The organism is Flavobacterium ovatum, from assembly GCF_040703125.1.
Lineage (GTDB): Bacteria > Bacteroidota > Bacteroidia > Flavobacteriales > Flavobacteriaceae > Flavobacterium > Flavobacterium ovatum.
Map to the genome: position 1 here is coordinate 4,210,024 of NZ_CP160035.1, position 24,099 is coordinate 4,234,122.

Consider the following 24,099-nt stretch of genomic DNA (forward strand, 5'->3'; position numbering starts at 1 on the left):
AAAAAATCGCCTTAAAAGGCGATTTTTTTAATATTATAGATCTAATTTATAGACTTCACTTAGCCCTTCATTAGAACTAAAATTTACTTTTAAATCCGTTACATAACCTGAATTCAATCCATAAACCCAACCATGTATCGTTAAATCTTGACCTGTTTTCCAAGCTCCTTGAACGATTGAAGTCTTGCAAAGGTCAAATACTTGTTCTTTCACATTTATCTCTACAAATGTATTAAAACGAGTCGTTTCATCTTCGATTGAATCTAAGTACACATTATGCATTCTATATACATCTTTAATGTGTCTAATCCAGTTATCAATTAACCCTATAGATTGATTCCCCATTGCTGCTTTTATACCACCACAACCATAATGACCACAAACTATTACATGTTTTACTTTCAGTACGTTTACAGCATAATCCAAGACACTCAGCATATTCATATCCGAGTGCACGACCATATTGGCAATATTACGATGGACAAATACCTCTCCTGGTTTAGCACCTATAATCTCATTTGCAGGAACCCTACTGTCTGAACATCCTATCCATAATAGTGGCGGACTTTGTCCTTTGGCTAAATCAGCAAAATAGTTTTCATCTATTAATAATTTAGACTCTACCCATTCCTTATTATTCTCTATTATTTTTTTATAAAAATCACTCATTATAATATTATTATTTTATTAAAACACTAAAAAACACCGCTACTAAGTTAATTAATCTTCTTGAAAAGTATTTTGAATACTTTGCTTTTTTATTAGTTGACGTTTAGCCACATCATACTCGTGTTCTAAGGTTACATGATTTGTCGCATTAGTTGAGTTCTCTAAATCATAAGCGTCTTTAAACCCTTTTAACTTCACCTTAATATTTTCTTCTTTACCACGTATCTCCTTAAACTCCTCAATTAAATCTAAAATATCATGAGCTATATAAACAGTATCAGAGGCATTAATTATTACATTAGAATTTTCAGGAATATTGTTTAACGTTGATTTAATAGCCGCTTTGTTTAGAAAAGATACCTCTTGAGCTAAATCAATATGAATAACATCACCATCTACATATTCCTCTTTCTTAAAACTATAAGCTCTTTTAAGATTCCCTCTTAAAATAAAAATTATACTAATCACCATTCCTAGCATTACTCCTTTTAGCAAATCAGTTGCTACAACTGCAACAAGTGTCGCTATAAATGGAATAAATTGGTACTTTCCTTTTTCCCAAAAATGTTTAATAGTAGCAGGTTTAGCTAACTTATACCCTACTAATATTAAAATAGTCGCTAAAGTTGCAAGTGGAATTTTATTCAATAGAACTGGAACTATTAATACACTTAATAGTAATAACACTCCATGAATGATAGTAGACATTTTTGATTTAGCCCCAGCATTATTATTAGCCGAAGAACGCACAACCACTGATGTCATAGGCAAACCACCTAAAAGCGAACTTATCATATTACCAATTCCTTGTGCTTTTAACTCAACATTTGTATTGGTATATCTTTTTTGCACATCCATTCTATCTGCTGCTTCAATACACAACAAAGTTTCAATAGAAGCAACAATAGCAATAGTTAAACCTGTAACCCAAACTTTAGGATTTGTTATTCCAGCAAAATTAGGCGTAACTATAATAGCTTTAAATTCATCAAAAGATGTTGGAACGGGTAAAGAAACCAAATGATTAGCAGAAATGGCCAAACTACTTCCTGTGGCTATAAAAACTTCGTTTAAAATAATACCCGATGTAACAGCAATCAAAGCACCTGGAATTAATTTCAATTTTTTCAAAAAAGAAAATTTATCCCATGAGATAAGTATTACCAAGGAAACTACAGTAATAACTACTGCTCCCAATTGAATATGATTAAAAACCTCGAATAGAGAAGAAAAAGAATTATCTCCATTATTTTGAATAAATGATTGATCTCCTTCAAAATCGGCGTCATATCCAAAAGCATGAGGAATTTGTTTTAAAATAATAATAACCCCAATACCCGCTAACATTCCTTCAATAACATTGGTCGGAAAATAATTAGAGATACTCCCCGCTTTTATAAACCCAAGCGCTAATTGAATCAATCCTGCGATAAAAACTGCAGTTAAAAAAATATCAAAAGCCCCAAAATCAGTAATAGCGGTTAGTATAATTGCAGTTAAACCAGCTGCAGGACCTGAAACACTAATATGAGATTGACTTAAATACCCAACCACAAGACCCCCAATAATTCCGGAAATAATTCCGGAAAACAAAGGCGCTCCTGAAGCCATCGCAATTCCTAAACATAATGGCAACGCCACTAAGAAAACAACCAAACCTGAAGCGAAATCTGACTTAAGGTTGGCAAAAAGATTAATTTTTTTTGACATAATACTTTATAAATTATTAAACATAAAAAACAACTGCATAATTAATTATTTGCAGCCATTTTGAAATTAAAAAATCGAATGTATTATATAAAATCTGGTGGAGGTGAAAAAATTCTAGATGAAACATTATCGTGTTTAGATAAATTTTCTGAAAGAATCAAACTGGACTTAGTTGTCTTTAAAAGTAAAAAATCTTGAGACAATACATTTGTATAAGCAAAAACTTTTACCTCTTTACTATGCGAATGTTCTTCTTCAGAGAATTTATAGAACATAGAAACATCGCATTGCTTTTCTATTAACGTTATTATTGTAGGCGTTATTAAAAAGGTTACAAATAAGAAAAATAAAAGTCTAGCGATTAATTTCATAAATACAAAAATAGACTTATTCTAAAAAATAAGAGCTATTTTTTGTAAAATTAAAAAATAATTAACATTATTAATATGTTTTTAACTCTAGACTTCCATTAATTAAATTCTTATTATAATCGAACCAATTATTCAGACAACCATGCTTTCATCATCCAAATGGTCTTTTCTTGTTCTGCTATAAAATCACTCATCATCGAGTTAGTCCCTTCATCATTAATACTAGATGAATCCTCTAAAATTTTACGCTCCAACTTTAACAATTCTGTTAATGAAGCTACAATTAGCTGAACCGATTTTTCATCATTTGATATATTTTTACCAACTGCAATAACCGAATTCTTCATGTAATCTTCAAAAGTATGCAACGGAGTACCCTCTAAGGTCAATATACGTTCAGCAATACTATCTATTTTTAATTGAGAATCATTGTATAATTCTTCAAATTTTACATGAAGATCAAAAAAACGTTTCCCTTTTATATTCCAATGTAATCCCCTTAAATTTTGATAATAAATCTGAAAATTAGACAATAAAACATTTAAACTTCCTACCATTACAACTGATTCCTGAACAGCTAATCCTATGCTATTTGTTTTCATAATTACTCTATTTTTATTTATACATACAAAAGTACCAACAAAAGCAAAAAATAAACTATAAATTAAATTGATAGTTTTTATCTTTGCATCAAAAAATACTATCAATGACAATTACCCAACTCAAATATGTTCTTGCAGTTGCTGAACATAAAAACTTCACCCTTGCTGCTGAAAAATGTTTTGTAACCCAACCAACGTTGAGTATGCAAATTCAAAAAATTGAAGAAGAATTAAGTATCACTATTTTTGATCGATCCAAAAAACCGATTCAGTTAACTGATATTGGTCAAAAAATAGTGAACCAAGCTAAAAATATTGTAAACGAAGCTGATCGTATTCAAGATATAGTAGAACAACAAAAAGGTTTTATAGGTGGCGAATTTAGACTCGGTATCATCCCAACCATTATGCCTACTTTACTTCCAATGTTTTTATCTAATTTCATTAAAAAATATCCTAAAGTAAAACTCATCATTGAAGAGCTAAATACAGAAGAAATAATCACAAAACTTAATAACGGGCATCTTGATGCAGCTATTGCAGCTACCCCATTAATGGAAGAAAAAATTAAGGAAATCGTCTTGTATTTCGAACCCTTTGTTGCTTATATTCCAGAAAATCACGAGCATTTTCAGAAAAAAGAAATTGAAGTAGCTGACTTAAACTTAGACGAAATCTTATTACTTCAAGACGGTCACTGTTTTAGAGACGGAATATTGAATTTGTGTAAAAACAACAAAAACAACGATACAAATCGTTTTCAAATTGAAAGTGGAAGTTTTGAAACTCTAATTAAACTAGCGGATGAAGGCTTAGGCACGACTTTATTGCCATACTTGCATACATTAGACTTAAAGGATACTGATAAAATAAAACTTCGCCATTTTGCAGAACCAAAACCCGCTAGAGAAGTCAGTCTTATATACCCCAAAAGTGAGCTCAAAATCCAAATTATTGATGCCTTACGAAGTACTATTACAGGAGTAATAAAAGGAGCAATTGTTTTTCAAAATGTACAAATAATTAGCCCTTTACAAAAGAAATAATATAACAAAAGGAACTCTTACAACAAGGGTTCCTTTAAGATTGGGGCAAATAGGGAAACTAGTCATTTACAACATAGAGACATTCTTTCAAAACTGGCTTCTCATTAGTATAATACAAAAGCCAATTTTTTAAATGCTCAATTTCATAAGGCAATAAATTTCTAACTGCTTTTTTAAGTTCTTTTATAAAAAGATCTGGGCTAAAGCTTACTCTTTCGAGTACCTCTTTTGTGTAATCATAAATCATTCTAGACATAACAAATAGGTTTTAAAAGATTATTTATTTTACTCAAATCAAATCTAGAAAATTCTCTCCAAAAACAACGATAAAAAACAAAAATAAACGATTAAATACATACATCGCTTTTTAAAGTAAGTTTTTTAATACTTAAAATATAAACAAAAACAAGTCATAAATTAAATATTACACTTCATTTTAAGGAACTAAACCACTACTCCTTAGATTTGGTTGGCAGACTTAAAGTCTGCAAGGATGAATTACAAAAAAAAGAAAATCAGCCACTGATTAAATTGATTTCCACAGATTAAATCCTTCTAATTCAAATAATCTGTAGCAAAACGTTTTTAGAAGCTAAAGTAAAATGCACTAAAGCACATCGTTTTAACTATAATTTGAGACCAATAAAACCATAAAAAAAAAGGAGCCTAATAAAGGCTCCTTTTCTATATCGTTTCAACAATTAGCAAACATTGTTTTAATTCAGGTTTTTCTACAATAAACTCAAACAACCATTCTTTTAATTGTTCCAGTTCAAAAGGCAACAATGTCCTAACTGCTTTTTCTAATTCTTTACAAAATAATAACGGATCAAAGCTTACTCTTTCTAAAATAGATTTAGTGTAATCAAACATTACTTTAGACATAATTTTAGGAGTTTTAAGTTTACAATTTAATTTTAAATCGTTAGTAAAAATACATTATTTGACAATACTTCATTAAAATTTTAACACTATTTTTTCAATTAACGGTGTTAACAACCGAATCTTCTACAACTTTCTAGCACGAAACATCTCTCGCTTACCCGGAGGACCTGCTAATTTTTCCACACTAAAACCCACTTCAATCATACTTCTTTTTACGACACCTCTAGCTGCATAAGTAACCAAAACACCATTGTTTTTCAAAGAAGTATACATCTTTTGAAAAATTTCTGTACTCCATAATTCGGGTTGTACTCTGTAACCAAAAGCATCAAAATAAATCAAATCATATTTTTCAATATCATCAATTTCTTGAAAAAGTTGTTTACGCTTTGTCAAAACAAATGAATTTTCAATGTTTATTTCTTCACCCCAAGCCGATTGATGCATGGTATTAAAAATAGAAGAGTAATCGTGAGCTTTCAATTCTTCTACATAATTCATAGATGTTAATTCCTCCGAAGATATAGGATAAGCCTCCACACCGGTGTAATCAATCTTTTGTTGCAACCTTTTACTTTCTATAAAAGTTATGAATGCATTTAGCCCTGTCCCAAAGCCAATTTCTAGAATAGATACATTTTTATTTTCGAATAATGCCAATCCATTTTTTATAAAAACATGCTGCGCTTCTTGAATCGCTCCATGTTTTGAATGATAACTTTCATTCCATTCCTTAATATGAATTGTCGTGGAACCGTCAAGGGTCTGTATAATTTCTCTCTCCAAAATTGTAAATTAATTAATTTGCAGTGTCTCTAAATGAGATACGCCTCAAAAATAACCAAAACAAAAACACATAATTGAAAAAAAACTGAATATTTTATCTATTCTTTATAAATACTCTATGATTATTAAAAAAATTTAAAAAATAAATAATTAACAATTTATTACCATATTTAATAACATAATCACACCCTTTTTAGTCTTTTTTACTTAATTTTGCTATCAATTGAAGTGCCTTATGATTTAAAGATAGATTTTATACCCTAAGTGATTCACTTTTAAAAAAATAAAACAAAATATTACCCAATTATGAGTACAACTCAAACTAACAAAATTGAAATAAATAAAGTAGCTACATCTAAAATTAACGATGTTGATTTTGAAAATTTAAGCTTTGGTTCTGTTTTTACAGATCATTTATTAGAGTGTGATTTTACAAATGGTGAGTGGCAAAAACCGGTCATTAAGCCATACGCACCTTTTTTGTTAGATCCTTCTGCTCGTGTTTTTCATTACGGCCAAGCCATCTTTGAAGGCATGAAAGCCTACAAAGACGAACAAGATTCTATCTGGCTTTTTAGACCTGATGAAAACTTTCATCGTTTCAACTCTTCAGCAGTTCGTATGGCAATGCCTGAAGTTCCTGAAGAAGTTTTCATGGACGGACTTAATGAACTATTAAAAATAGACCACGAATGGATCAAAAAAGGTTTAGGAAACACATTATACATTAGACCTTTCTTGATTGCTACAGGACACGGTGTTGTTGCTAATCCGTCTGATGATTATAAATTCATGATTATTCTATCACCTGCTAAAGCCTATTATTCAGGTGAAGTAAAAGTATTAATTGCGGAACATTATAGTCGTGCTGCTAATGGTGGTATTGGTGCTGCAAAAACTGCTGGTAATTATGCTGGACAATTTTACCCAACTAATTTGGCTAATAAAGAAGGATTCCAACAAATAATCTGGACTGATGATGCCACGCATACTAAACTAGAGGAAGCAGGTACAATGAATGTATTCTTCAGAATCAACGATACTTTATACACCGCTCCAGTAAGCGAAAGAATTCTTGACGGTGTAACCAGAAAGAGTTTAATTGATATGGCAAAGAAAGAAGGAATCAAGCTTGAAGTTCGACCAGTATTAGTAGCTGAACTTATCGAGGCAGCTAAAAACGGATCTTTAAAAGAAATCTTTGGTGCAGGTACAGCTGCTGTTATAAGTCCTATTTCAGGATTCTCATACAGAAAAGAGTATTTTGAATTACCCAAAATTACTGACTCAATTGCACTACAACTAAAAGATAAATTGACTAACATTCAACACAAACTTGCCGAAGACAGTTTCGGTTGGACTGTAAAAGTATCTTAGTTCTATTTTACATCATAAAAAAAGAGCGATTTTCTAATTGAAAATCGCTCTTTTTTATTCGCCTAATATTTTAGAAAAATCAGGTTTAAAGTAATTTGGACCTTTCATCACCTTTCCATCTTCACGGTAAATTGGGTTTCCATCTTCGTCTAACTTACTCATATTACTTCTCTGAATTTCGTCAAATACCTCTTCTATTTTGTGTTGTAATCCATGTTCTATAATCGTCCCACAAAGGATATACATCATATCGCCTAGCGCATCGGCAATTTCGACCAAATCATTATTCTTGACCGCTTCTAGATATTCCTCATTTTCCTCTTTCATTAAATTGTAACGAAGGATTTTCTTTTCTTCGGCAAGATTTGCAATTGGGGATTCACTATGCCCTATCTTAAAGGCAGTATGAAATTCTTTAACGGAGTCTAATTGTTTACGCATACTTTTATTTAACTTATATTTGAAAAAGCAAATTAGCAACAATTTCTATACAATTGCGTACTTTTGCCAAAAAAAATTAAAACTATGTTTAGTACAGGACAATTAATATTTGCCGCATGTTTTTTTGTTGCTTTTGTCATCGCTGCCATCTATTCTTATCGAAAAGATTTAGCCCTTCACAAAATATATTACAAAGGAAACTATAAAATTCTCTTGGGGTTCCTAATTTTCATAGGCCTCCTTTTTGTCATCAAAATCTATTTTAAAAGATAATACAATATAAAAAAAGGCTGTTTCAATATCTATTTCTAAACAGCCTTTCCTTTATTCTTTTAATTGCTCTCGATACATTGCAAAATTCATTTTCACTTTATCATCTAGTTCCGGCTCCTTAATATCGGTGTATTTCTGCATTTCTTCCCAAATAATTTTTGCCACAATATAGCGCGCCATGTCCTTATCATCTGACGGTATAATGTACCAAGGAGCATGTTCTTTAGCTGTTTTATTTATCGCTTCTTCATAATACTGCATGTATTCATCCCAATGTTCACGTTCCTTCAAATCCCCAGGAGAAAATTTCCAATGGTGTTCCTCATTTTCCAATCTTCGCAACAACCGTTTGCGTTGCTCCTCTTTACTCATGTGAAAGTAAAACTTTAAAACAATCGTTCCGTTTTGGCTGATGTGCTTCTCAAAATTATTGATTTGCTCTATCCTATTTTCCCAAAACTGAGGCGTTATATCCTGTACTTTTTCAATTCCCGGTAAATTCTCATTCAATATATACTCAGGATGCACACGAGTAACCAACACATTTTCATAATGCGTACGGTTAAAGATCGCAAACTTCCCCTTCTCTGGCAAAGCTATATAATGGCGCCACAAATAATCGTGTTCCAGCTCTGTCGAGTTCGGTGTTTTAAAACTATGCACTACCACTCCTCTAGCATTACACTCCTTAAAAACCTCTCTAACCAAACTATCCTTCCCTGAAGTATCCATTCCCTGTAAACAAATCAAAACCCCATAGCGGTTGTGTGCATACATCACATCCTGCAACTCACTCATTTTCTCCCGCACACCGTCTAATTTATCTTCTTTATCATCATCACTCGCTTTATTATTCAAGTCCGTTGGTAAATCTTTCAGACGTATGGGAGCAGTAACTTTAAAGTCTTTTGGATCAATTGATTTCATACTCTTATATTTTTGTTTCCAGTAAATATAATATTTTCCAAGAGCAAATTCCTGCTTTCCGTTGCAATACTTTTCAAGCAATTGTTTTTTTCTTAGGTCGCCACAGGAGCTTCCTCTGGTCGCTCTGTATCTCCCAGAAAAAAACACAATTCCTTTTCAAAGTATTTTCACTACAATCAGGGCTAGGCATTTGTTTCCATAATTTATTTTAGATTAAACTAAAAAACAACCATTCCAAACTAATTAAACAAAAAAAAAACAGCTAAAAAAAGATAAACGGCTAGTTTTTCAACTAGCCGTTTATCGTCCCAAAAAAAACTAAACTTACTTATTATTTTGTGCAACAAGCTTGCTTTTATTTTGCTCTTTTATAATAGTTTCTATTTTCGGTTGTACCAATTGACTAATTTCATCTTCTGAAATCTCAAAAGAAGCAGGATTTGTCAACAGTTGCAACCAAGGCTTTTTTCCTCTAAAAGGATATTCTCCAAAAACGACAACTGGAGTTCCTTTTGACTTAATATTTTCATCATCGACCAAAACCCATTGGTTTGCCCAATCGTAAAGGTATCGAGCATCTTTTTCTTGCAATCGCAAACAGGAATGTGATGCTGGATAACCCGGCAATTCATATTGATGAAAACCAACTCCCAATTTATTTTCAATATTGAAATTCCACTTTAATTCCCACTCATCATTAAAGGTACTGGTGGTTTCTTCGGCTTTCCAATTGGTAAAAAACAATCCTGTTGGAGTAGGGTCTTTTTCCCTTCCCATATTGGTTGGACCAGTATATACCAGTGTTCCGTTTTTATAGGCCGCAAAGGTTTGTGTAGGATAAGAAAAAAACAATATTTTATCAACCCTTTTAAGAGCTTCTACTTGCAATGGAAAAGGCAAAAAATCCTCTCTTTTACCCTCTAATTTAGAAGGAATAATAATCGAATCCATTTTGGCTAGATTCTTTTTGTCCGTACGATTAACATCCATGACGATTTGCAAGGCCGATTCGTTTTTTTCATTTATCGTCAACCACGCTTTGCTGTTCATCATTTTATACTGAATCCCTTTGAGTTTTTCTCGAGCTATAATCGTTATTTCCTCTTCATCCTCATTGAAGCTACTTTGACTATTGGAACTTTCATCGTTCTTACTTTCATTGTTCTTACATGAAATAGAAACGATAGCCAAAAACAACGATAACATTATATATTTTCTCATAATTTAAGTTTATAACACAAAGATGGTGTAGAAGTACTTATTTTATGTTACAGGATATTGCAAAAAAGTTATCTAATTTTCAGATTTTGCAATTTTGAGTCGTATAGTCGCGTGAAGGATCGAAGCGGCATCCTTTTTTGTCCGCCGCGGCGGACAAAAAAGATACAGCGGAGAGCCTGGCCCGTAGTCCCGACACTTCGTGATTACGGAGGGACACGCCCAAATTATTCCCATTATCAATCTAAAAGCGAAAAATTATCATTTATTTCACATCATTTCCGCCTTCAAGCCAATTGCAAAAACGTAACTTTGTTTGTGAATTAAAAACTACAATAATGACAGACTTAAAAAACAAAAATGCCCTAATCACAGGAGCTGGAAAAGGAATCGGAAAAGCAATCGCCATAGCACTTGCCAAAGAAGGTGTCAACGTAATATTGGTCGCACGTACGCAAGCTGACATAGATGAAGTAGCAAAAGAAATCGCTCCATTGGGAGTAAAAACCCTAGCATTAACAGCAGATGTTGCCGATATTGAATCGGTAAACGCTGCTGTTGTAAAAGCATTAGCCGAATTCAAGACCATCGACATCCTAATCAACAACGCCGGAATAGCTGCTTTTGGAAATTTCTTGCAAATGGAAGTAACTGATTGGGAACGCATCATACAAGTCAACTTAATGGGGACTTATTATGTGACTCGCGCCGTATTGCCGAACATGATTGAGAGACAAACGGGAGATATTATCAATATTTCATCGACTGCTGGATTGAACGGAAATGCCGTAACGAGCGCATACAGTGCTTCAAAATTCGCTGTTCTAGGTCTGACAGATTCGTTGATGCAAGAAGTACGCAAACATAATATTCGTGTTACTGCTTTAACGCCAAGCACCGTTGCAACTGACATGGCCAAAGACCTCAACCTAACGGACGGAAACCCAGATAAAGTAATGCAATCTGAAGATATGGCAGAACTAATCGTTGCGCAATTGAAATTAAACCGTCGCGTGTTTATTAAGAATAGTAGCATTTGGTCTACTAATCCGTAATTTATTATGCAGAGATTCACAAAGAAAACACAGAAGTTCACAGAGTATTATTTTATACTTTGTGAACCTTTTTTTTTTTAGTAAATCAAATTCAAAGGTCAATCTCAAAAATCAAATTTTAAAAAAAATAAATGGTTTTCATGTATCCTTTGTTCTTAAATCAAAAATCGTTAATTTTAAAACCTTTGCGTCCTTTGTGCTTCCTTAGCGAACTTTGCGGTTAAATCACTTCAAAAATCGTTAATCTTAAACTGATTCTACAGCAACAAACTCCATTCGAACCGCACCATCTTCATCAATATGAGTTAAGTTCACATTCTGCAATGTATTCGCTAACTCAGGATTCCAAGGCGTTTTTACTTTTACATAATTCTCCGTAAATCCATGAATATAGCCTTCTTTGTTTTCGCTTTCGAACAAAACCGTTCTTTGCGTTCCAAGTTGAGTTTCATAAAAAGCACGACGTTTTTTCACAGACAAACCTCTTAGCATTTTGCTACGTTTAGCACGTACATTGGCAGGAACAGCTCCTTCCATTTCAGCGGCTTCGGTATTATCTCTTTCTGAATAAGTAAAAACGTGTAAATAAGAAATATCCATTTCGTTCAAGAAATGATACGTTTCTAAGAAATGCTCGTCACTTTCCCCAGGAAAACCCACAATCACATCAACACCTATACACGCATGAGGCATGACTTCTCGTATTTTATTAACTCGCTCTGTATAAACATCACGTAAATAACGACGTTTCATCATCTTCAATATGGCGTCACTTCCTGATTGCAACGGAATATGAAAATGAGGCACAAAAGTGCGGCTTTTAGAAACAAATTCTATAGTTTCATTTTTCAATAAATTCGGTTCAATAGATGAAATTCGTAATCTTTCAATTCCTTCTACTTCATCCAATGCTTGGACTAAATCCAAGAAAGTATGTTCATGTTTTTTGTTCCCAAATTCCCCTTTACCATAATCCCCGATATTTACACCAGTCAAAACAATTTCTTTGATGTTTTGCGCTGAAATATCTTTAGCATTTTGAAGCACATTTTCGAGTGCATCACTTCTAGAAATCCCTCTCGCTAGTGGAATCGTACAATAGGTACATTTATAATCGCATCCATCCTGCACTTTCAAGAATGCACGAGTACGGTCACCAATGGAATAACTACCGACGTAAAAATCGGCTTCGGAAATTTCGCAAGAATGTACTTCACCCATGTCATTTTTACTTAAATCATTGATATAATCCAAGATTTTGAATTTTTCCGTAGCGCCTAAAACTAAATCAACGCCATCAACTGCCGCCAATTCTTCCGGTTTCAACTGCGCATAACAACCCACCGCCGCTACAAAAGCTTTGTTGTTGAGTTTCATGGCTTTTTTGACCACTTGCTTGAATTGTTTGTCGGCATTTTCAGTAACGGAGCACGTATTAATTACATACATATCCGCAACGTCTTCAAAATCTACACGATCAAAACCCTCATCTTGAAAATTACGTGCTATTGTAGATGTTTCTGAAAAATTCAGTTTACATCCAAGAGTATAAAAGGCAACCTTTTTTCTGTTTTCCATAAGTAGTCACTAATAATGAAATCGTTGTCAAAAATTAGCGTGTGCAAATTTACAAACAAATCCCAAAAAATCACTTCTATTCTAGATTTAATTCAATATGCATTTATAAACGCAGATTGAAAACAACACAATCCATTCCGAAACTGTTTTTCATAACTTCTAATTTAATTCAAAATTTATAAACATCTTTGTATTATGAAAATCTTACTCATTGAAGACGAAAAAGAATTGGCAGAAAGTATCAAATCGTATTTGTCTGGAAACGACTTTATTTGTGAGTGGACAGATAATGTGAAGACTGCGATTGAAAAAATCTCTAATTATGAATACGACTGTATAGTGTTGGATTTGACTTTACCCGACGGAAATGGTCTTGAAATTTTGAAAGAAATAAAGAGACAAAACAAATCGGAAGGTATTATTATTATTTCAGCAAAGGAAACATTAGAAACACGTATCGAAGGACTTACTTTGGGTGCGGATGATTTTTTAACCAAGCCTTTTCATCTGTCTGAATTATTAGTACGAACCCAAGCTATTATTCGGAGAAAAAAATTCAAAGGAAATAATTTTGTTACCTTCAACGAGATTGAAATTGATATCCTTTCGAAAACGGTTAAGGTGAATGGTAGAAAACTCGATGTCACCAAAAAAGAACTTGATTTACTTTTGTACTTAATTGGAAATCAAGACAGAGTACTTTCAAAAAGCGCCATTGCAGAACACCTTTCGGGAGATATGGCCGATATGCTAGACAATCACGATTTTGTTTATGCACACATCAAAAACTTAAAAAATAAATTGAAGGAAGCTGGAATCATAGATTACATTAAAACGGTTTATGGACTAGGTTATAAATGGCAAAATGAGTGAAAAACTTTTACATAAAACATCAAAAGCATATCTGGTTTTTGCACTGCTATTGCTAATAGTTGCCGCTCCATTGTTTTATATTCTAATCGAAAAACTGTATATCGATGATGCCGACGAAGCCTTACTACTTCGTAAAAATGAGTTTATTCAATATTCAGCTAAAAATATTAAAACAACCGATGTTCCAATTTGGAATAAATTCAACCGTGATATTAAAATTATTGCTGCAACTCCTCTGAAAAAAGATTCCCTTTTCTACACGTTTTATTATGATACATTGTATAATGAAAATGAACCTTATAGAGAATTGCGTTTGCCTATAAAAATTGAAGGCAAGTCGTATACCTATTCGGCAAGAATAAATTTGGTAGAAACATCCGATTTAATCGAGAGTATTGCAATCTTATTTTTGGTAATCATTTCGTTGTTGCTTATTGGTTTATTTTTTATTTCGAAAAGGCTATCTCTTAATCTATGGAAACCCTTTTACAAAACATTATTGCAAATTGAACAATTTGAAATTGATAAGTCAAACCTTCCACAATTCGCAAAAACGGATACAGAAGAATTTAACCGTTTGAATCAAAGTATTCAAAAATTGATCGAAAAGAATACCTCCATTTATAGAAGTCAACGGGAATTTATTGAAAATGCCGCTCATGAATTGCAAACCCCATTAGCCGTGTTTCAGGCTAAAATTGATACACTCATTCAGCGTAATGATGTGACACAAGAGCAATCCGTGATTTTGTCATCTTTGAATGATAACGTTTCAAAACTGAATCGTTTGAACAAAAATCTTTTGTTGCTTTCCAAAATTGAAAACGATCATTACGCCAACAAGCAAACCTTCTATTTGAAAGAGGCTATAGAAAAGAACCTTGCCTTTTTTGTAGAACAGGCAAATGCCAAAAACATCTCAATCAAAACGGATATTGATCCATCATTTACTATTGCATCAAATCCAGTATTAGCAGAGGTTTTAATTAGTAATTTGTTTCTTAATGCCATCAAACACAATGTTTCAAACGGACAAATAGCGATCACGCTTTCAAATCAAACACTAGTTTTTTCTAATACAGGATCTCCCAGTACTTTGTCTTCTAGTAAATTATTTAATCGGTTCTCAAAGTCGAATACATCCGAGCATGGTAATGGTTTAGGTTTGGCTATTGTTAAGAAAATTGTAGATAGTAACGACTGGATTATTCGATATAATTTCAACCATAATTTTCATTGTTTCACTATAGACTTTCGCTAATTCTAAATTTCTTCTAAATCGTATATTAAATTTGGACTAAAATAGACGAAAATGAAAAATTTAACCCTCCTTCTTTCTGCATTGTTTGCGTTCACCGCTTGCAAACAATCTAGCACTAGTAGAGAAGTTCCAGAAAACATAAAAATGGCTTTTGTCCAATCGCATCCTCATGCAGTCATTTTAAAATGGAATGACGAGCCACCATTTTGGGAAGTAAAATACAAAGAGGCTACTGAAAAAGGTGCTGTATCCTATGATAAAAATGCTGTTATTACTGAAACCGAATTGGTAATCACAAAAGATTTGTTACCAAATGGAACGACTATTCCTGACTACATCAAAGTAAATTATCCTAAAGAGAAAATTCAAGGTTATGAGAAAATAACAACTGCTAGCGGAATGATTACTTATGAAATTCAAATCACAGGACAAGAAATTGTATTTGATGTGAATGGGAAGTATTTATTAGAAGAAAAAGATTAAAACCATGATAAAAACACGTTTAATAATTGTGGTGATGCCTGTTGTTGTTCTATTGTTTTCATTCGAATGTGTCATAGCGCAGAATGATTTGAGTTATTACAACACGGCAGCCAAACAAAATAGTCCTTTGATAAATGACAATAAACTAGTCAATAAAAGCAATCAATTAGAAATAGAGAGGCTAAAAGCTTTTTATACCAAAGCCCAAATTGGGGTTACAGCCAATTATTTGTTTTCGCCACTTATTTCTAAAGATAATAACAAAACCACTTTTGAAGCCAATTCAGCTGGAGCAACTAATTACTATGGGTATGATTTGGCTTATTCCAATGGTGGAACCTATCAGGCAATGTTGAATGTTTCACAGCCTTTATTTAATGGGATACGTTATAAAACAGCTAGTGAACAAGTTGCCGTTGCGTCTCAAATAAGTCAAAATAATGTCCTATTAACGGAACATGATTTGGAGAAAATAGTAAGTGATCAATATATTTTGTGTTTGCAGGACAATAAACAAACGGGCTATGCGGAAACAATGGTCAAATTATTGGCAGATCAAAAAGATATTTTAATAAAATTGGTTGAAAGCAGTATTTACAAACAATCGGATCTTTCTTTATTAAGTATCGAACATCAAAATTTTGTAGCGCAACTGACCACTTTCAAAGCCAATTATCGCAGAGACTTAATGGACTTAAATATTCTTTGCGGCATTAATGATACACAATTACATGAACTCCAAAATATGGAACTGAGTTTGAAGAATACCAGTGCCAAATCGATGTTTATGGAGAAATACCGATTGGACAGTATCAATTTGGTCGCGCAGCAAAAAATAGTTGAATTAAAATACAAACCACAAATTAACCTTTATGCCAATACAGGGCTCAATGCGACTTATGCGCCCACGATTCCCGACCGATTTGGATTGAGTGCAGGGGTGAACTTTACGTATAACTTTTTTGATGGTGGTCAAAAACAATTGACTCAAAAGAAAACAAAAGTATTAGAAGAGTCTATTTCCTTTTACAAAGACAATTTTATTTCGCAAAACACTATTCGGAAATCAAAAATAGAGGCAGAAATTGAATCCTTTTCTACCCGAATTGCAATTGCAGATCAGCAACTCAAAGACTATGACTCATTACTGAAAACGTATAAAAAAGAGATTTTTTCGGGACAGTTAACTATTATAAATTACATCACGGTTTTGAAAAATATGGCAATGCTACAGCGTGATAATGCAATCTTGATTTCACAGCAACAATTACTTATTAATGTCTACAATTACTGGAACTGGTAAACAACATAATATAAAAATGAAACACTATAAACTATATTTTTTGACGGTAATAACTTTGCTCTTGTTCTCCTGCGGAAAAAAGGCTGAAACCACCGATGAAGTAATTGAAACACCCAAAACACCTGTAAAGATAGTGATGGTAACGCAAGGGGCAATTGATGATGAACTGACTTTATTTGGAACAACGGCTTATTTAAAACGAAATTTGGTTACCGCTTCTATACCTGCATTCATTACACAAGTGCATATAAAATTGGGAGACCAAGTAAAGAAAGGAGATTTACTCTATGTATTAGAATCGAAAGAAAGTCGAGCATTAGGAAACAATGTTTCAAAAATTGACGACTCTCTGAATGGTTTTGGTATCATCAAAATTAAAGCATCAGCAAGCGGTATTATTACGACACTAGACAAACAACAAGCGGGCGATTATGTTTTGGAAGGTGCCTTATTGTGTACTATCGCCGAAAGTAATGATTTGATATTTCAGGTAAATGTACCATTTGAATATACTGCTTATACTCAAACAGGGAAAACGTGTACGATCATTTTACCCAATAATTTGAAATATACTGCCGTTTTTACAAAAGCCTTGATGGCCATGAATGTCAATGCACAAACACAAACGATTTTGGCGAAGTGCAACAAAAACCTATTCTTACCCGAAAATATGATCGTAAAAGTGAGCCTAAATAAAGGAGGGCAAAGTGGTCAACAATTACTCCCAAAATCATGTGTGTCTAGTAATGAGATGATGAATGAATTTTGGATAATGAAAGTTAAAAATGACAGTATTGCTGTGAAACAATTGGTAACCATTGGGAATAAAAATGAGGAATGGATAGAAATTCTTTCTCCAAAATTAAATCCTGAAGACAGAATTATAAGTGAAGGGAATTTTGAACTACCCGATAATTCTTTAGTAAAAATAGCAACTACCAAAGAAAAATGAAAAAGCAAAATATATTTCAAATATTCAAAAAACCAATCCTATTTGTAGGGCTGTTGTTAGTATTGGCGGGAATTTATTCCTATTCCAAAATGCAAACCAATCTTTTTCCAGAAGTACTATTTCCAAGAATTACTTTAATTGCTGATGCGGGTCAACAACCTATTGATCGCATGATGATCACGGTGACAAAGCCACTAGAAAGTGCTGTCAAAAAAGTCAAAGGTGTAACGATTGTCAAAAGCACGACCAGTAGAGGGAATTGTGTGATTGATGTGTTTTTTGACTGGGGTACTAATGTTTATGATGCTAAAACACAACTGGAAAGTCGGATAAATGAAATAAAAAACTTTTTACCCCAAGGTGTTAGTATTGCAACCGAGGCGATGAATCAATCCACTTTTCCGGTTTATGGTTTTACTTTAGAAAGCAAAACACATAGTTTGGTTGCATTGAAAGACAAAGCCAATTTGATTGTGCGACCTTTATTCTCGCAAGTGCAAGGGATTTCAAACACCATCGTTCGAGGTGGAAAAAACAAAGAATTTGTAATTGTTCCCAATGCCACAAAAATGGCTACTTTGGGGATTACTCCCAATACCATTATTACGGTATTCAACAACAATAACTATGTATTGTCCAATGGTTCCGTTGAAAATTATGATAGATTGTACTTATCGTTAACGGATACTAGGATTTTAGATTTCGACCAACTTGAAAATACGGTAATCAAGAATGACGGAACAAGACTCATTAAATTAAAAGATATTGCTAAAGTTGAAGTAAAAGAACAAGTCGAATTTGTGGTGGTCAATGCCAATGGACATGATGCAGTAATAATCGATTTAATAAAACAACCGGGAGTTAATTTAATTGACTTTGCTAATGATTGTCAAAGTAAGGCGGCTGAAATACAAAAACAATTACCCGAAGGGATGGTACTAAAACCATACTATGACCAGTCCAATTTTGTTGGAGAAAGTGTTCATAGTGTAATCAAAACTATTTATGAAGGATTGTTTTTGGCTATTATTGTTATGATTTTCTTCTTGAAGTCTTGGAGAGCTAGTTTGGTCGTGATGATTACTATTCCGGTTACCTTAGCCTTTACCATCCTAGTACTATACTTGTCTGGGATTTCGATAAATATCATGTCATTGGGAGCCATCGCAGCTTCGATAGGTTTGATAATAGATGATGCCATTGTGATCATTGAACAAATTTACCGCAAACACGAAGAAGACCCCGATAAGGACCGTTATGATGTTGTAAAAGAAGCCATTCATGACCTGTTTCCTGCTATGATTGGATCTTCATTGGCAACGATTGTGATTCATTTTCCTTTTCGAATGATGAGTGGACTGGCGGGTAGTTTCTTCAAAGAGCTTTCAGATACCATGCAACTAACCATGGTTACCTCCTTTTTGGTGACTTGGTTGTTGTTGCCTGTGATTCACATTCTTATAGGGTTTAAACAACCCAAAAAATCACATCTGGTTAAAGAGGAAGATTCAAAGCAAAAGCTACGTTGGCTTACCTGGTTTTTTGACAAACCTATTTTTTCTTTCTCATTGATTTTCTTTTTCATTGTAGCAGCTTGGGTCAGTTTTAGCAAATTAGAAACCGGTTTTCTACCCGATTTGGACGAAGGAACAATTGTGCTAGATTATTTCATGCCCGAGGGAACATCGCTAAAAGAAACGGATAGGGTACTCAATGAAGTCGAGAAAACAATTATAGCACATCCAGACGTAGAAACCTACAGCCGTAGAACTGGTATCCGAATGTCCTTTAGTACTGTCCCGCAAAATTTTGGAGATTATTCGATACAACTTAAAAACAATAGAAGTAAAACTACTGTTGATGTGATTGATGATTTACGAAAAGCGATTGCTGCCAAACAACCCGTACTACACATTGGATTTGGACAACGAATTGCCGATTTACTAGGCGATTTAATGTCTACTCCATCTCCAATTGAAGTAAAATTTTTTGGTGATAATTACGAACAGTTGCAACATATTTCCAAACAAGCCGAAGAAATAATAGGCACTATTTCTGGTGTAGCTGATATTGATAATGGAATGCGACTTGCAGGTCCTTCTTTGATTTTTATGCCCAATCAAGAAGTCTTAACGCAATATAAAATTTCCTTGCTTGATTTTCAAACCCAATTGTCCGCTTATACGGGTGGCGTTACCTTGGGTAGTAATGCCAACCAGCCTGTTCCTTCGCCTGCGCAAGCCGCTATGACTGCTGGAATTCAAGTGGGTCAAATTCAAGAAGGAGAACAAATGCGAAGAATCATCATGCGCTATGCTGACATGAACGCAAATAACCTTGAGAAAATAAAACAGCAACTGATTTTCTTGCCCGATGGCACGACAAGACCTTTGACTTTCTTTTGTGATGTCAAAGTGGTAAAAGGAGAAAACGAACAGCGCAGAGAAAATTTAAAATCATGTGTTGTCTTAACTGCCCGTTTGGACAATCGTGATTTGGGTAGTGCTATTGCTGAAATACAACAAAAACTCAATACACAATTATCTTTACCCAAAGGCTATTCGATTGCTTACGGTGGTGCTTATGCAGAACAACAGCAATCATTTAAGGAGCTGATGTTAATACTTTTTCTGGCTTCACTATTAGTCTTTGGTGTGTTTTTGTTTTTGTTCAAAGAATGGTTGCTGTCCGTACTACTATTGTTTATTTCGGTAATGGGTATCTGTGGTTGTATTATTGCTTTATATCTGACGAATATTCCGCTGAATGTAAGTAGTTATACCGGAATAATTATGATTGTAGGGATTCTTGCCGAGAATGCCATTTTTACGGTAGCCCAATTTCGATTCAATATGGAACAGAACAATAATAATATTGATCAATCTATCAATTATGCGATTGCTTTGCGAATTCGCCCAAAATTAATGACAGCCATTGGAGCAATTTTAGCGCTTACGCCATTGGCCTTAGGATTGGGTATAGGTGCGCAAATGCAACAACCTCTTGCAATTGCTGTAATTGGTGGCTTTGTGGTCGGTTTGCCAATGTTACTATTGGTTTTCCCTAGTTTAATGCGACTGTTGTATAGAAGACAACTTGTACTAATTCATTAACGAAACCAAAATAATTTAGTACCTAAGTATCATTTATTTTGAACTAAAAAGCAAAAAAAGAACCATTCATAAATTAAGGTAATTTATGAATGGTTCTTTTTAATTTAAAAAAATATACTAATTCAATATAAACTTTCTGATTACTTCAGCGACACCATGGTCATTGTTTGAAGCTACAATTACATTCGCACGGTCACGTAATTCGGGAGTAACATTATCTACCCAAACACCTAAACCTGCATATTCTACCATCGTCAAATCATTGCCTGCATTACCTACGGCTATAATTTCACTTTGCTGAATATTCAATTTTTCTGCCAGTATTTTGATACTATACGCTTTATCAATTCCGGTTTGAGCAACTTCTAGAAAAAAAGGTTTTGACATGCAAATACTCAAATGTGGCATCGTGGATTTCAAATCTTTCTCAACCTCTTTTAAATACGAAGGTTCTTCTAGCAAAATACATTTGATTGCTGATTTATAAACCGAAGCTTTAAAATCAGTAACTAAATTATGTTGCAGTCCTGTAATATTCAACTCTACATCGATATATTCAGAATGCGTTTCACTTACTACTTTTCCGTCTAAATAAGTAATGATATGTGTTTTACTTTTTTGGCTGTAATCGTATAAAGTATGAATTTGTTCTTGCGTTAAGGTTTGTTCAAAAATGACTTCGTCGCTACTTAAATCCGTTATAACCGCTCCGTTATATGAAATCATATAGGAAGTATGCATGTTAAGTTCCTTAGCATATTCAATCATTGCAGGTGTTGGTCGTCCCGAAGCCAAAACCACATGTACTCCCAGCTCTTGAGCCTTGGTAATCATTTCTTTATTTTCAATTGAAATAATATGGTCATCATTCAACAAGGTGTCATCCATGTCAAGGACCAGCATTTTGTATTTCATATTTTATGCTATTTCCGCCATTAGCGTGTTTATTATTTTTTTCAGAAGTCATCTCGACTCCGCTCAATCTAGCAAACGTAATTACAATTGATGCTACTAAATACTTAATCGAAACTCCTCAATTACCGGACTAACTTTACCATATTCCGTTTCTTGAACAAATAATTCAACCGCTTGGCCGTAGCTTCCAAAACCTGCTAAACGTGCTGATTGAATGTTGTCTTTCATCACTACGTCAATTCCTATTGCTTCAATTTTTTCTTTCAAAGCCAAGGCTAATATTTCACTTCCTGAAAACACTTTCATTAATCCCATAATATCTATATTTTACTTTTTCTTACTGACCACTAAAACTGAATACTGCAAACTAATCTTCTTCCTCAGATTCCTCAAAATCAAACTCAAAAGGCTCAATCAACATTTTATCTGCAAGAGACTCAATGCGGTCTGTCAATTCGGTAGCAAAGATGATTCGCTGCGTTTTGGCAATACTGTTGGAAATACGTACGATTTTTGTCTCGTGACGTAGTCTCAACATTGGGTCGGCATCATCAACGATAAACATTTTCAAACGGTTGACATTGTATCCTGCAGTACTTAACATGTCGCTTAATTTAGTAGGTGTACCTACCAAAACATCGACACCTCCAGAAATATAATTCTTATCGTAATCAATATCGCCTTTGTCGTGAACACCAAAAACTGTCAAATCAGTATGAGCGCCAAGTTTTTCAAATACAGATAACATTTCAACTACTTTATCTTTGTCTTGTACCACAATCAAAGCTCTTGGAGATTGCTCTCCTTCTTTTACTAATTGCTGAATAACATTCAGAGCAATAGTCGTTGTTTTCCCTGAACCAGCAGGAGCCAAAATCAAACAATCAGCCCCACTTTTGATGGTTGAAAATGTTTCTTTTTGCAAATCGTTTGCTTCAATCAATCCACAATCGATAAGTGATTGCTGTAGCCCTTCATTTAATTTTTTTAATTTCATATTTTTAGTTATAAGTTATGTGTTATGAGTTATGAGGCTAAACCTCTAACCTCTAACCCATAACTATTTTATTTACTAGCAAAAAGCTTCACGTCATTCTCTGATATTTCTGTACTTCCAAGGATAATCAAACGTTCGATTACATTTCGTAACTCTCTAATGTTTCCTGTCCAATCATATTCTTGCAATAGTTTCACGGCTTTGTCTGAGAATTTCTTCACTGCGGTTCCGTTTTCCGAAGCAATTTTGTTTGCAAAATGACTGATTAAAAGCGGAATATCTTCACGTCTGTCATTCAAAGAAGGAACTTTGATTAAAATCACCGCCAATCGGTGGTACAAATCCTCACGGAAACGACCTTCGGCGATTTCTGTTTTTAAATCTTTATTGGTAGCGGCAACGACACGTACATCTACTTTGATGTCCTTGTCTGCTCCTACTCTAGTAATCATACTTTCTTGCAAGGCACGTAACACTTTGGCTTGAGCCGAAAGACTCATATCTCCAATTTCGTCCAAGAAGATGGTTCCTTTGTCAGCGGCTTCAAACTTTCCAGCGCGGTCTTTAACTGCAGAAGTAAAGGCTCCTTTAACGTGACCAAACAATTCGCTTTCTATCAGTTCTGACGGAATCGCAGCACAGTTTACTTCGATTAAAGGGAAACTAGCACGCTCACTTTTTTCGTGCAATTGATGGGCGACCAACTCTTTTCCTGTTCCGTTGGCACCTGTAATTAGGACTCTGGCTTCGGTTGGGGCTACTTTGTCAATCATGACTTTTATCAAATCGATGGCTTCGCTTTCGCCGATCATTTGGTAATTTTTAGAAACTTTTTTCTTTAGAATTTTGTTCTCTACTACCAATTGCTTTCTGTCTAATGCGTTTCTAACCGTGTTTAACAAACGGTTCAAATCGGGTGGTTTTGAGATATAATCAAAAGCCCCCAAACGCATCGTATTTATAGCGGTTTCCATATCTCCATGACCTGAAATCATGACCATCGGAATTTCTGGTTTAATTTTTTTGACTGCTTCAAGTACCTCAACACCATCCATTTTTGGCATTTTGATATCACAAAGAACTAAGTCGTAATCGTTATTTTTTATTTTTTCAAAACCGATAGTTCCATCCTCAGCTTCTTCCACTTCATAAGTGTCATTTTCTTCTGAAAGTATTTTGGATAATACTCTACGGATAGCGGCTTCGTCTTCAATAATTAATATTTTCGGCATTTTTTTTATTTTTGAAAAGGCTGTTGGCACTT

25 protein-coding genes are annotated in these 24,099 nt (G+C 33.9%); 10 read left to right on the forward strand and 15 right to left on the reverse strand.

Features of this window, described 5'->3' with window-relative positions; all coding sequences use genetic code 11:
* Positions 1 to 33: 33 nt before the first annotated feature.
* The 4 genes from can to ABZP37_RS17310 form a co-directional block, all read right to left on the reverse strand.
* Positions 34 to 669 carry a carbonate dehydratase gene (can, locus tag ABZP37_RS17295; RefSeq protein ID WP_366184531.1) on the reverse strand — a complete coding sequence of 212 codons (636 nt, stop codon included), beginning with the start codon at positions 667 to 669 and terminating at the stop codon, positions 34 to 36.
* Between the two features lie 51 nt (positions 670 to 720).
* Positions 721 to 2,379, reverse strand: coding sequence for a SulP family inorganic anion transporter (locus ABZP37_RS17300; RefSeq protein ID WP_366184533.1), 1,659 nt, complete (start codon positions 2,377 to 2,379; stop codon positions 721 to 723).
* An 83-nt stretch (positions 2,380 to 2,462) separates the two neighbouring features.
* Positions 2,463 to 2,750 (reverse strand): hypothetical protein, encoded by a 288-nt coding sequence (locus ABZP37_RS17305; protein WP_366184534.1) that lies wholly within the window; start codon positions 2,748 to 2,750, stop codon positions 2,463 to 2,465.
* A 128-nt stretch (positions 2,751 to 2,878) separates the two neighbouring features.
* Positions 2,879 to 3,352, reverse strand: coding sequence for a Dps family protein (locus ABZP37_RS17310; protein ID WP_366184535.1), 474 nt, complete (start codon positions 3,350 to 3,352; stop codon positions 2,879 to 2,881).
* Positions 3,353 to 3,456: 104 nt separating this feature from the next.
* Here ABZP37_RS17310 and ABZP37_RS17315 point away from each other — a divergent pair, with 104 nt between their 5' ends.
* Complete coding sequence (locus ABZP37_RS17315) at positions 3,457 to 4,398, forward strand: LysR substrate-binding domain-containing protein (RefSeq protein ID WP_366184537.1); 942 nt, start codon at positions 3,457 to 3,459, stop codon at positions 4,396 to 4,398.
* Positions 4,399 to 4,456: 58 nt separating this feature from the next.
* On the opposite strand, the gene ABZP37_RS17320 is transcribed toward ABZP37_RS17315, so the two are convergent.
* The 3 genes from ABZP37_RS17320 to mnmD form a co-directional block, all read right to left on the reverse strand.
* Positions 4,457 to 4,654: a hypothetical protein gene (locus tag ABZP37_RS17320; protein ID WP_366184539.1), complete on the reverse strand. Its 198-nt coding sequence runs from the start codon at positions 4,652 to 4,654 to the stop codon at positions 4,457 to 4,459.
* A gap of 428 nt (positions 4,655 to 5,082) precedes the next feature.
* The gene (locus tag ABZP37_RS17325) at positions 5,083 to 5,283 is read right to left on the reverse strand and encodes a hypothetical protein (protein ID WP_366184540.1); all 201 of its coding nucleotides are present in this window, start codon (positions 5,281 to 5,283) and stop codon (positions 5,083 to 5,085) included.
* 123 nt (positions 5,284 to 5,406) lie between these two features.
* Positions 5,407 to 6,069: a tRNA (5-methylaminomethyl-2-thiouridine)(34)-methyltransferase MnmD gene (gene mnmD, locus ABZP37_RS17330; protein WP_366184542.1), complete on the reverse strand. Its 663-nt coding sequence runs from the start codon at positions 6,067 to 6,069 to the stop codon at positions 5,407 to 5,409.
* 306 nt (positions 6,070 to 6,375) lie between these two features.
* Here mnmD and ABZP37_RS17335 point away from each other — a divergent pair, with 306 nt between their 5' ends.
* Complete coding sequence (locus ABZP37_RS17335; protein WP_366184544.1) at positions 6,376 to 7,446, forward strand: branched-chain amino acid aminotransferase; 1,071 nt, start codon at positions 6,376 to 6,378, stop codon at positions 7,444 to 7,446.
* A 54-nt stretch (positions 7,447 to 7,500) separates the two neighbouring features.
* On the opposite strand, the gene ABZP37_RS17340 is transcribed toward ABZP37_RS17335, so the two are convergent.
* Positions 7,501 to 7,887, reverse strand: coding sequence for a nucleoside triphosphate pyrophosphohydrolase family protein (locus ABZP37_RS17340; protein ID WP_366184546.1), 387 nt, complete (start codon positions 7,885 to 7,887; stop codon positions 7,501 to 7,503).
* Between the two features lie 84 nt (positions 7,888 to 7,971).
* Here ABZP37_RS17340 and ABZP37_RS17345 point away from each other — a divergent pair, with 84 nt between their 5' ends.
* Positions 7,972 to 8,160 (forward strand): hypothetical protein, encoded by a 189-nt coding sequence (locus ABZP37_RS17345; RefSeq protein WP_366184547.1) that lies wholly within the window; start codon positions 7,972 to 7,974, stop codon positions 8,158 to 8,160.
* 51 nt (positions 8,161 to 8,211) lie between these two features.
* On the opposite strand, the gene ABZP37_RS17350 is transcribed toward ABZP37_RS17345, so the two are convergent.
* Both ABZP37_RS17350 and ABZP37_RS17355 read right to left on the reverse strand, forming a co-directional pair.
* Entirely contained in the window at positions 8,212 to 9,087 is an 876-nt protein-coding gene (locus tag ABZP37_RS17350) for a PPK2 family polyphosphate kinase (protein WP_366187558.1), read from the reverse strand.
* Between the two features lie 324 nt (positions 9,088 to 9,411).
* Positions 9,412 to 10,308, reverse strand: coding sequence for a L,D-transpeptidase (locus ABZP37_RS17355; protein ID WP_366184549.1), 897 nt, complete (start codon positions 10,306 to 10,308; stop codon positions 9,412 to 9,414).
* A 335-nt stretch (positions 10,309 to 10,643) separates the two neighbouring features.
* Here ABZP37_RS17355 and ABZP37_RS17360 point away from each other — a divergent pair, with 335 nt between their 5' ends.
* Entirely contained in the window at positions 10,644 to 11,360 is a 717-nt protein-coding gene (locus ABZP37_RS17360; protein ID WP_366184551.1) for a 3-ketoacyl-ACP reductase, read from the forward strand.
* Between the two features lie 246 nt (positions 11,361 to 11,606).
* Here ABZP37_RS17360 and mtaB read toward each other — a convergent pair whose 3' ends face one another.
* On the reverse strand, positions 11,607 to 12,938 hold the full coding sequence (mtaB, locus tag ABZP37_RS17365; protein ID WP_366184552.1) for a tRNA (N(6)-L-threonylcarbamoyladenosine(37)-C(2))-methylthiotransferase MtaB: 1,332 nt from the start codon (positions 12,936 to 12,938) through the stop codon (positions 11,607 to 11,609).
* Between the two features lie 195 nt (positions 12,939 to 13,133).
* Here mtaB and ABZP37_RS17370 point away from each other — a divergent pair, with 195 nt between their 5' ends.
* Genes ABZP37_RS17370 through ABZP37_RS17395 form a run of 6 tightly spaced genes read left to right on the forward strand, consistent with a single transcriptional unit; the run spans position 13,134 to position 20,923 of the window.
* The gene (locus ABZP37_RS17370; protein ID WP_366184554.1) at positions 13,134 to 13,811 is read left to right on the forward strand and encodes a response regulator transcription factor; all 678 of its coding nucleotides are present in this window, start codon (positions 13,134 to 13,136) and stop codon (positions 13,809 to 13,811) included.
* A complete protein-coding gene (locus tag ABZP37_RS17375; RefSeq protein ID WP_366184556.1) occupies positions 13,804 to 15,072 on the forward strand; it encodes a HAMP domain-containing sensor histidine kinase in 1,269 nt (422 codons plus the stop codon). Before ABZP37_RS17370 ends, ABZP37_RS17375 begins: the two co-directional genes overlap by 8 nt.
* A 51-nt stretch (positions 15,073 to 15,123) precedes the next feature.
* The gene (locus ABZP37_RS17380; protein ID WP_366184557.1) at positions 15,124 to 15,555 is read left to right on the forward strand and encodes a hypothetical protein; all 432 of its coding nucleotides are present in this window, start codon (positions 15,124 to 15,126) and stop codon (positions 15,553 to 15,555) included.
* 4 nt (positions 15,556 to 15,559) lie between these two features.
* Positions 15,560 to 16,858 (forward strand): TolC family protein, encoded by a 1,299-nt coding sequence (locus tag ABZP37_RS17385; protein ID WP_366184559.1) that lies wholly within the window; start codon positions 15,560 to 15,562, stop codon positions 16,856 to 16,858.
* Positions 16,859 to 16,874: 16 nt separating this feature from the next.
* Entirely contained in the window at positions 16,875 to 17,810 is a 936-nt protein-coding gene (locus ABZP37_RS17390; RefSeq protein ID WP_366184561.1) for a biotin/lipoyl-binding protein, read from the forward strand.
* The gene (locus ABZP37_RS17395) at positions 17,807 to 20,923 is read left to right on the forward strand and encodes an efflux RND transporter permease subunit (RefSeq protein ID WP_366184562.1); all 3,117 of its coding nucleotides are present in this window, start codon (positions 17,807 to 17,809) and stop codon (positions 20,921 to 20,923) included. The genes ABZP37_RS17390 and ABZP37_RS17395 overlap by 4 nt, the downstream gene beginning before the upstream one ends.
* A 117-nt stretch (positions 20,924 to 21,040) precedes the next feature.
* On the opposite strand, the gene ABZP37_RS17400 is transcribed toward ABZP37_RS17395, so the two are convergent.
* From ABZP37_RS17400 to ABZP37_RS17415, 4 genes are all read right to left on the reverse strand, one after another.
* Positions 21,041 to 21,838, reverse strand: coding sequence for a Cof-type HAD-IIB family hydrolase (locus ABZP37_RS17400; protein WP_366184564.1), 798 nt, complete (start codon positions 21,836 to 21,838; stop codon positions 21,041 to 21,043).
* A 96-nt stretch (positions 21,839 to 21,934) separates the two neighbouring features.
* Entirely contained in the window at positions 21,935 to 22,153 is a 219-nt protein-coding gene (locus ABZP37_RS17405; protein ID WP_366184565.1) for a DUF2007 domain-containing protein, read from the reverse strand.
* A 52-nt stretch (positions 22,154 to 22,205) separates the two neighbouring features.
* Positions 22,206 to 22,835, reverse strand: a complete 630-nt coding sequence (locus ABZP37_RS17410; RefSeq protein WP_366184567.1) for a DEAD/DEAH box helicase — start codon at positions 22,833 to 22,835, stop codon at positions 22,206 to 22,208.
* Between the two features lie 68 nt (positions 22,836 to 22,903).
* Positions 22,904 to 24,067 (reverse strand): sigma-54 dependent transcriptional regulator, encoded by a 1,164-nt coding sequence (locus ABZP37_RS17415; protein ID WP_366184569.1) that lies wholly within the window; start codon positions 24,065 to 24,067, stop codon positions 22,904 to 22,906.
* Between the last annotated feature and the right edge of the window lie 32 nt (positions 24,068 to 24,099).

Excerpts from the sequence above, each read along its gene's own strand:
- ABZP37_RS17375 (WP_366184556.1), top strand. The coding sequence starts at position 13,804 with ATGAGTGAAAAACTTTTACATAAAACATCAAAAGCATATCTGGTTTTT.
- ABZP37_RS17345 (WP_366184547.1), top strand. The coding sequence starts at position 7,972 with ATGTTTAGTACAGGACAATTAATATTTGCCGCATGTTTTTTTGTTGCT.
- ABZP37_RS17320 (WP_366184539.1), bottom strand. The coding sequence starts at position 4,654 with ATGTCTAGAATGATTTATGATTACACAAAAGAGGTACTCGAAAGAGTA.
- ABZP37_RS17360 (WP_366184551.1), top strand. The coding sequence starts at position 10,644 with ATGACAGACTTAAAAAACAAAAATGCCCTAATCACAGGAGCTGGAAAA.
- ABZP37_RS17350 (WP_366187558.1), bottom strand. The coding sequence starts at position 9,087 with ATGAAATCAATTGATCCAAAAGACTTTAAAGTTACTGCTCCCATACGT.
- ABZP37_RS17315 (WP_366184537.1), top strand. The coding sequence starts at position 3,457 with ATGACAATTACCCAACTCAAATATGTTCTTGCAGTTGCTGAACATAAA.
- ABZP37_RS17355 (WP_366184549.1), bottom strand. The coding sequence starts at position 10,308 with ATGAGAAAATATATAATGTTATCGTTGTTTTTGGCTATCGTTTCTATT.
- can (WP_366184531.1), bottom strand. The coding sequence starts at position 669 with ATGAGTGATTTTTATAAAAAAATAATAGAGAATAATAAGGAATGGGTA.
- mtaB (WP_366184552.1), bottom strand. The coding sequence starts at position 12,938 with ATGGAAAACAGAAAAAAGGTTGCCTTTTATACTCTTGGATGTAAACTG.
- ABZP37_RS17380 (WP_366184557.1), top strand. The coding sequence starts at position 15,124 with ATGAAAAATTTAACCCTCCTTCTTTCTGCATTGTTTGCGTTCACCGCT.
- ABZP37_RS17415 (WP_366184569.1), bottom strand. The coding sequence starts at position 24,067 with ATGCCGAAAATATTAATTATTGAAGACGAAGCCGCTATCCGTAGAGTA.
- ABZP37_RS17335 (WP_366184544.1), top strand. The coding sequence starts at position 6,376 with ATGAGTACAACTCAAACTAACAAAATTGAAATAAATAAAGTAGCTACA.
- ABZP37_RS17310 (WP_366184535.1), bottom strand. The coding sequence starts at position 3,352 with ATGAAAACAAATAGCATAGGATTAGCTGTTCAGGAATCAGTTGTAATG.
- ABZP37_RS17395 (WP_366184562.1), top strand. The coding sequence starts at position 17,807 with ATGAAAAAGCAAAATATATTTCAAATATTCAAAAAACCAATCCTATTT.
- ABZP37_RS17325 (WP_366184540.1), bottom strand. The coding sequence starts at position 5,283 with ATGTCTAAAGTAATGTTTGATTACACTAAATCTATTTTAGAAAGAGTA.
- ABZP37_RS17405 (WP_366184565.1), bottom strand. The coding sequence starts at position 22,153 with ATGGGATTAATGAAAGTGTTTTCAGGAAGTGAAATATTAGCCTTGGCT.
- ABZP37_RS17300 (WP_366184533.1), bottom strand. The coding sequence starts at position 2,379 with ATGTCAAAAAAAATTAATCTTTTTGCCAACCTTAAGTCAGATTTCGCT.
- ABZP37_RS17390 (WP_366184561.1), top strand. The coding sequence starts at position 16,875 with ATGAAACACTATAAACTATATTTTTTGACGGTAATAACTTTGCTCTTG.
- ABZP37_RS17385 (WP_366184559.1), top strand. The coding sequence starts at position 15,560 with ATGATAAAAACACGTTTAATAATTGTGGTGATGCCTGTTGTTGTTCTA.
- ABZP37_RS17400 (WP_366184564.1), bottom strand. The coding sequence starts at position 21,838 with ATGAAATACAAAATGCTGGTCCTTGACATGGATGACACCTTGTTGAAT.
- ABZP37_RS17370 (WP_366184554.1), top strand. The coding sequence starts at position 13,134 with ATGAAAATCTTACTCATTGAAGACGAAAAAGAATTGGCAGAAAGTATC.
- ABZP37_RS17305 (WP_366184534.1), bottom strand. The coding sequence starts at position 2,750 with ATGAAATTAATCGCTAGACTTTTATTTTTCTTATTTGTAACCTTTTTA.
- ABZP37_RS17340 (WP_366184546.1), bottom strand. The coding sequence starts at position 7,887 with ATGCGTAAACAATTAGACTCCGTTAAAGAATTTCATACTGCCTTTAAG.
- ABZP37_RS17410 (WP_366184567.1), bottom strand. The coding sequence starts at position 22,835 with ATGAAATTAAAAAAATTAAATGAAGGGCTACAGCAATCACTTATCGAT.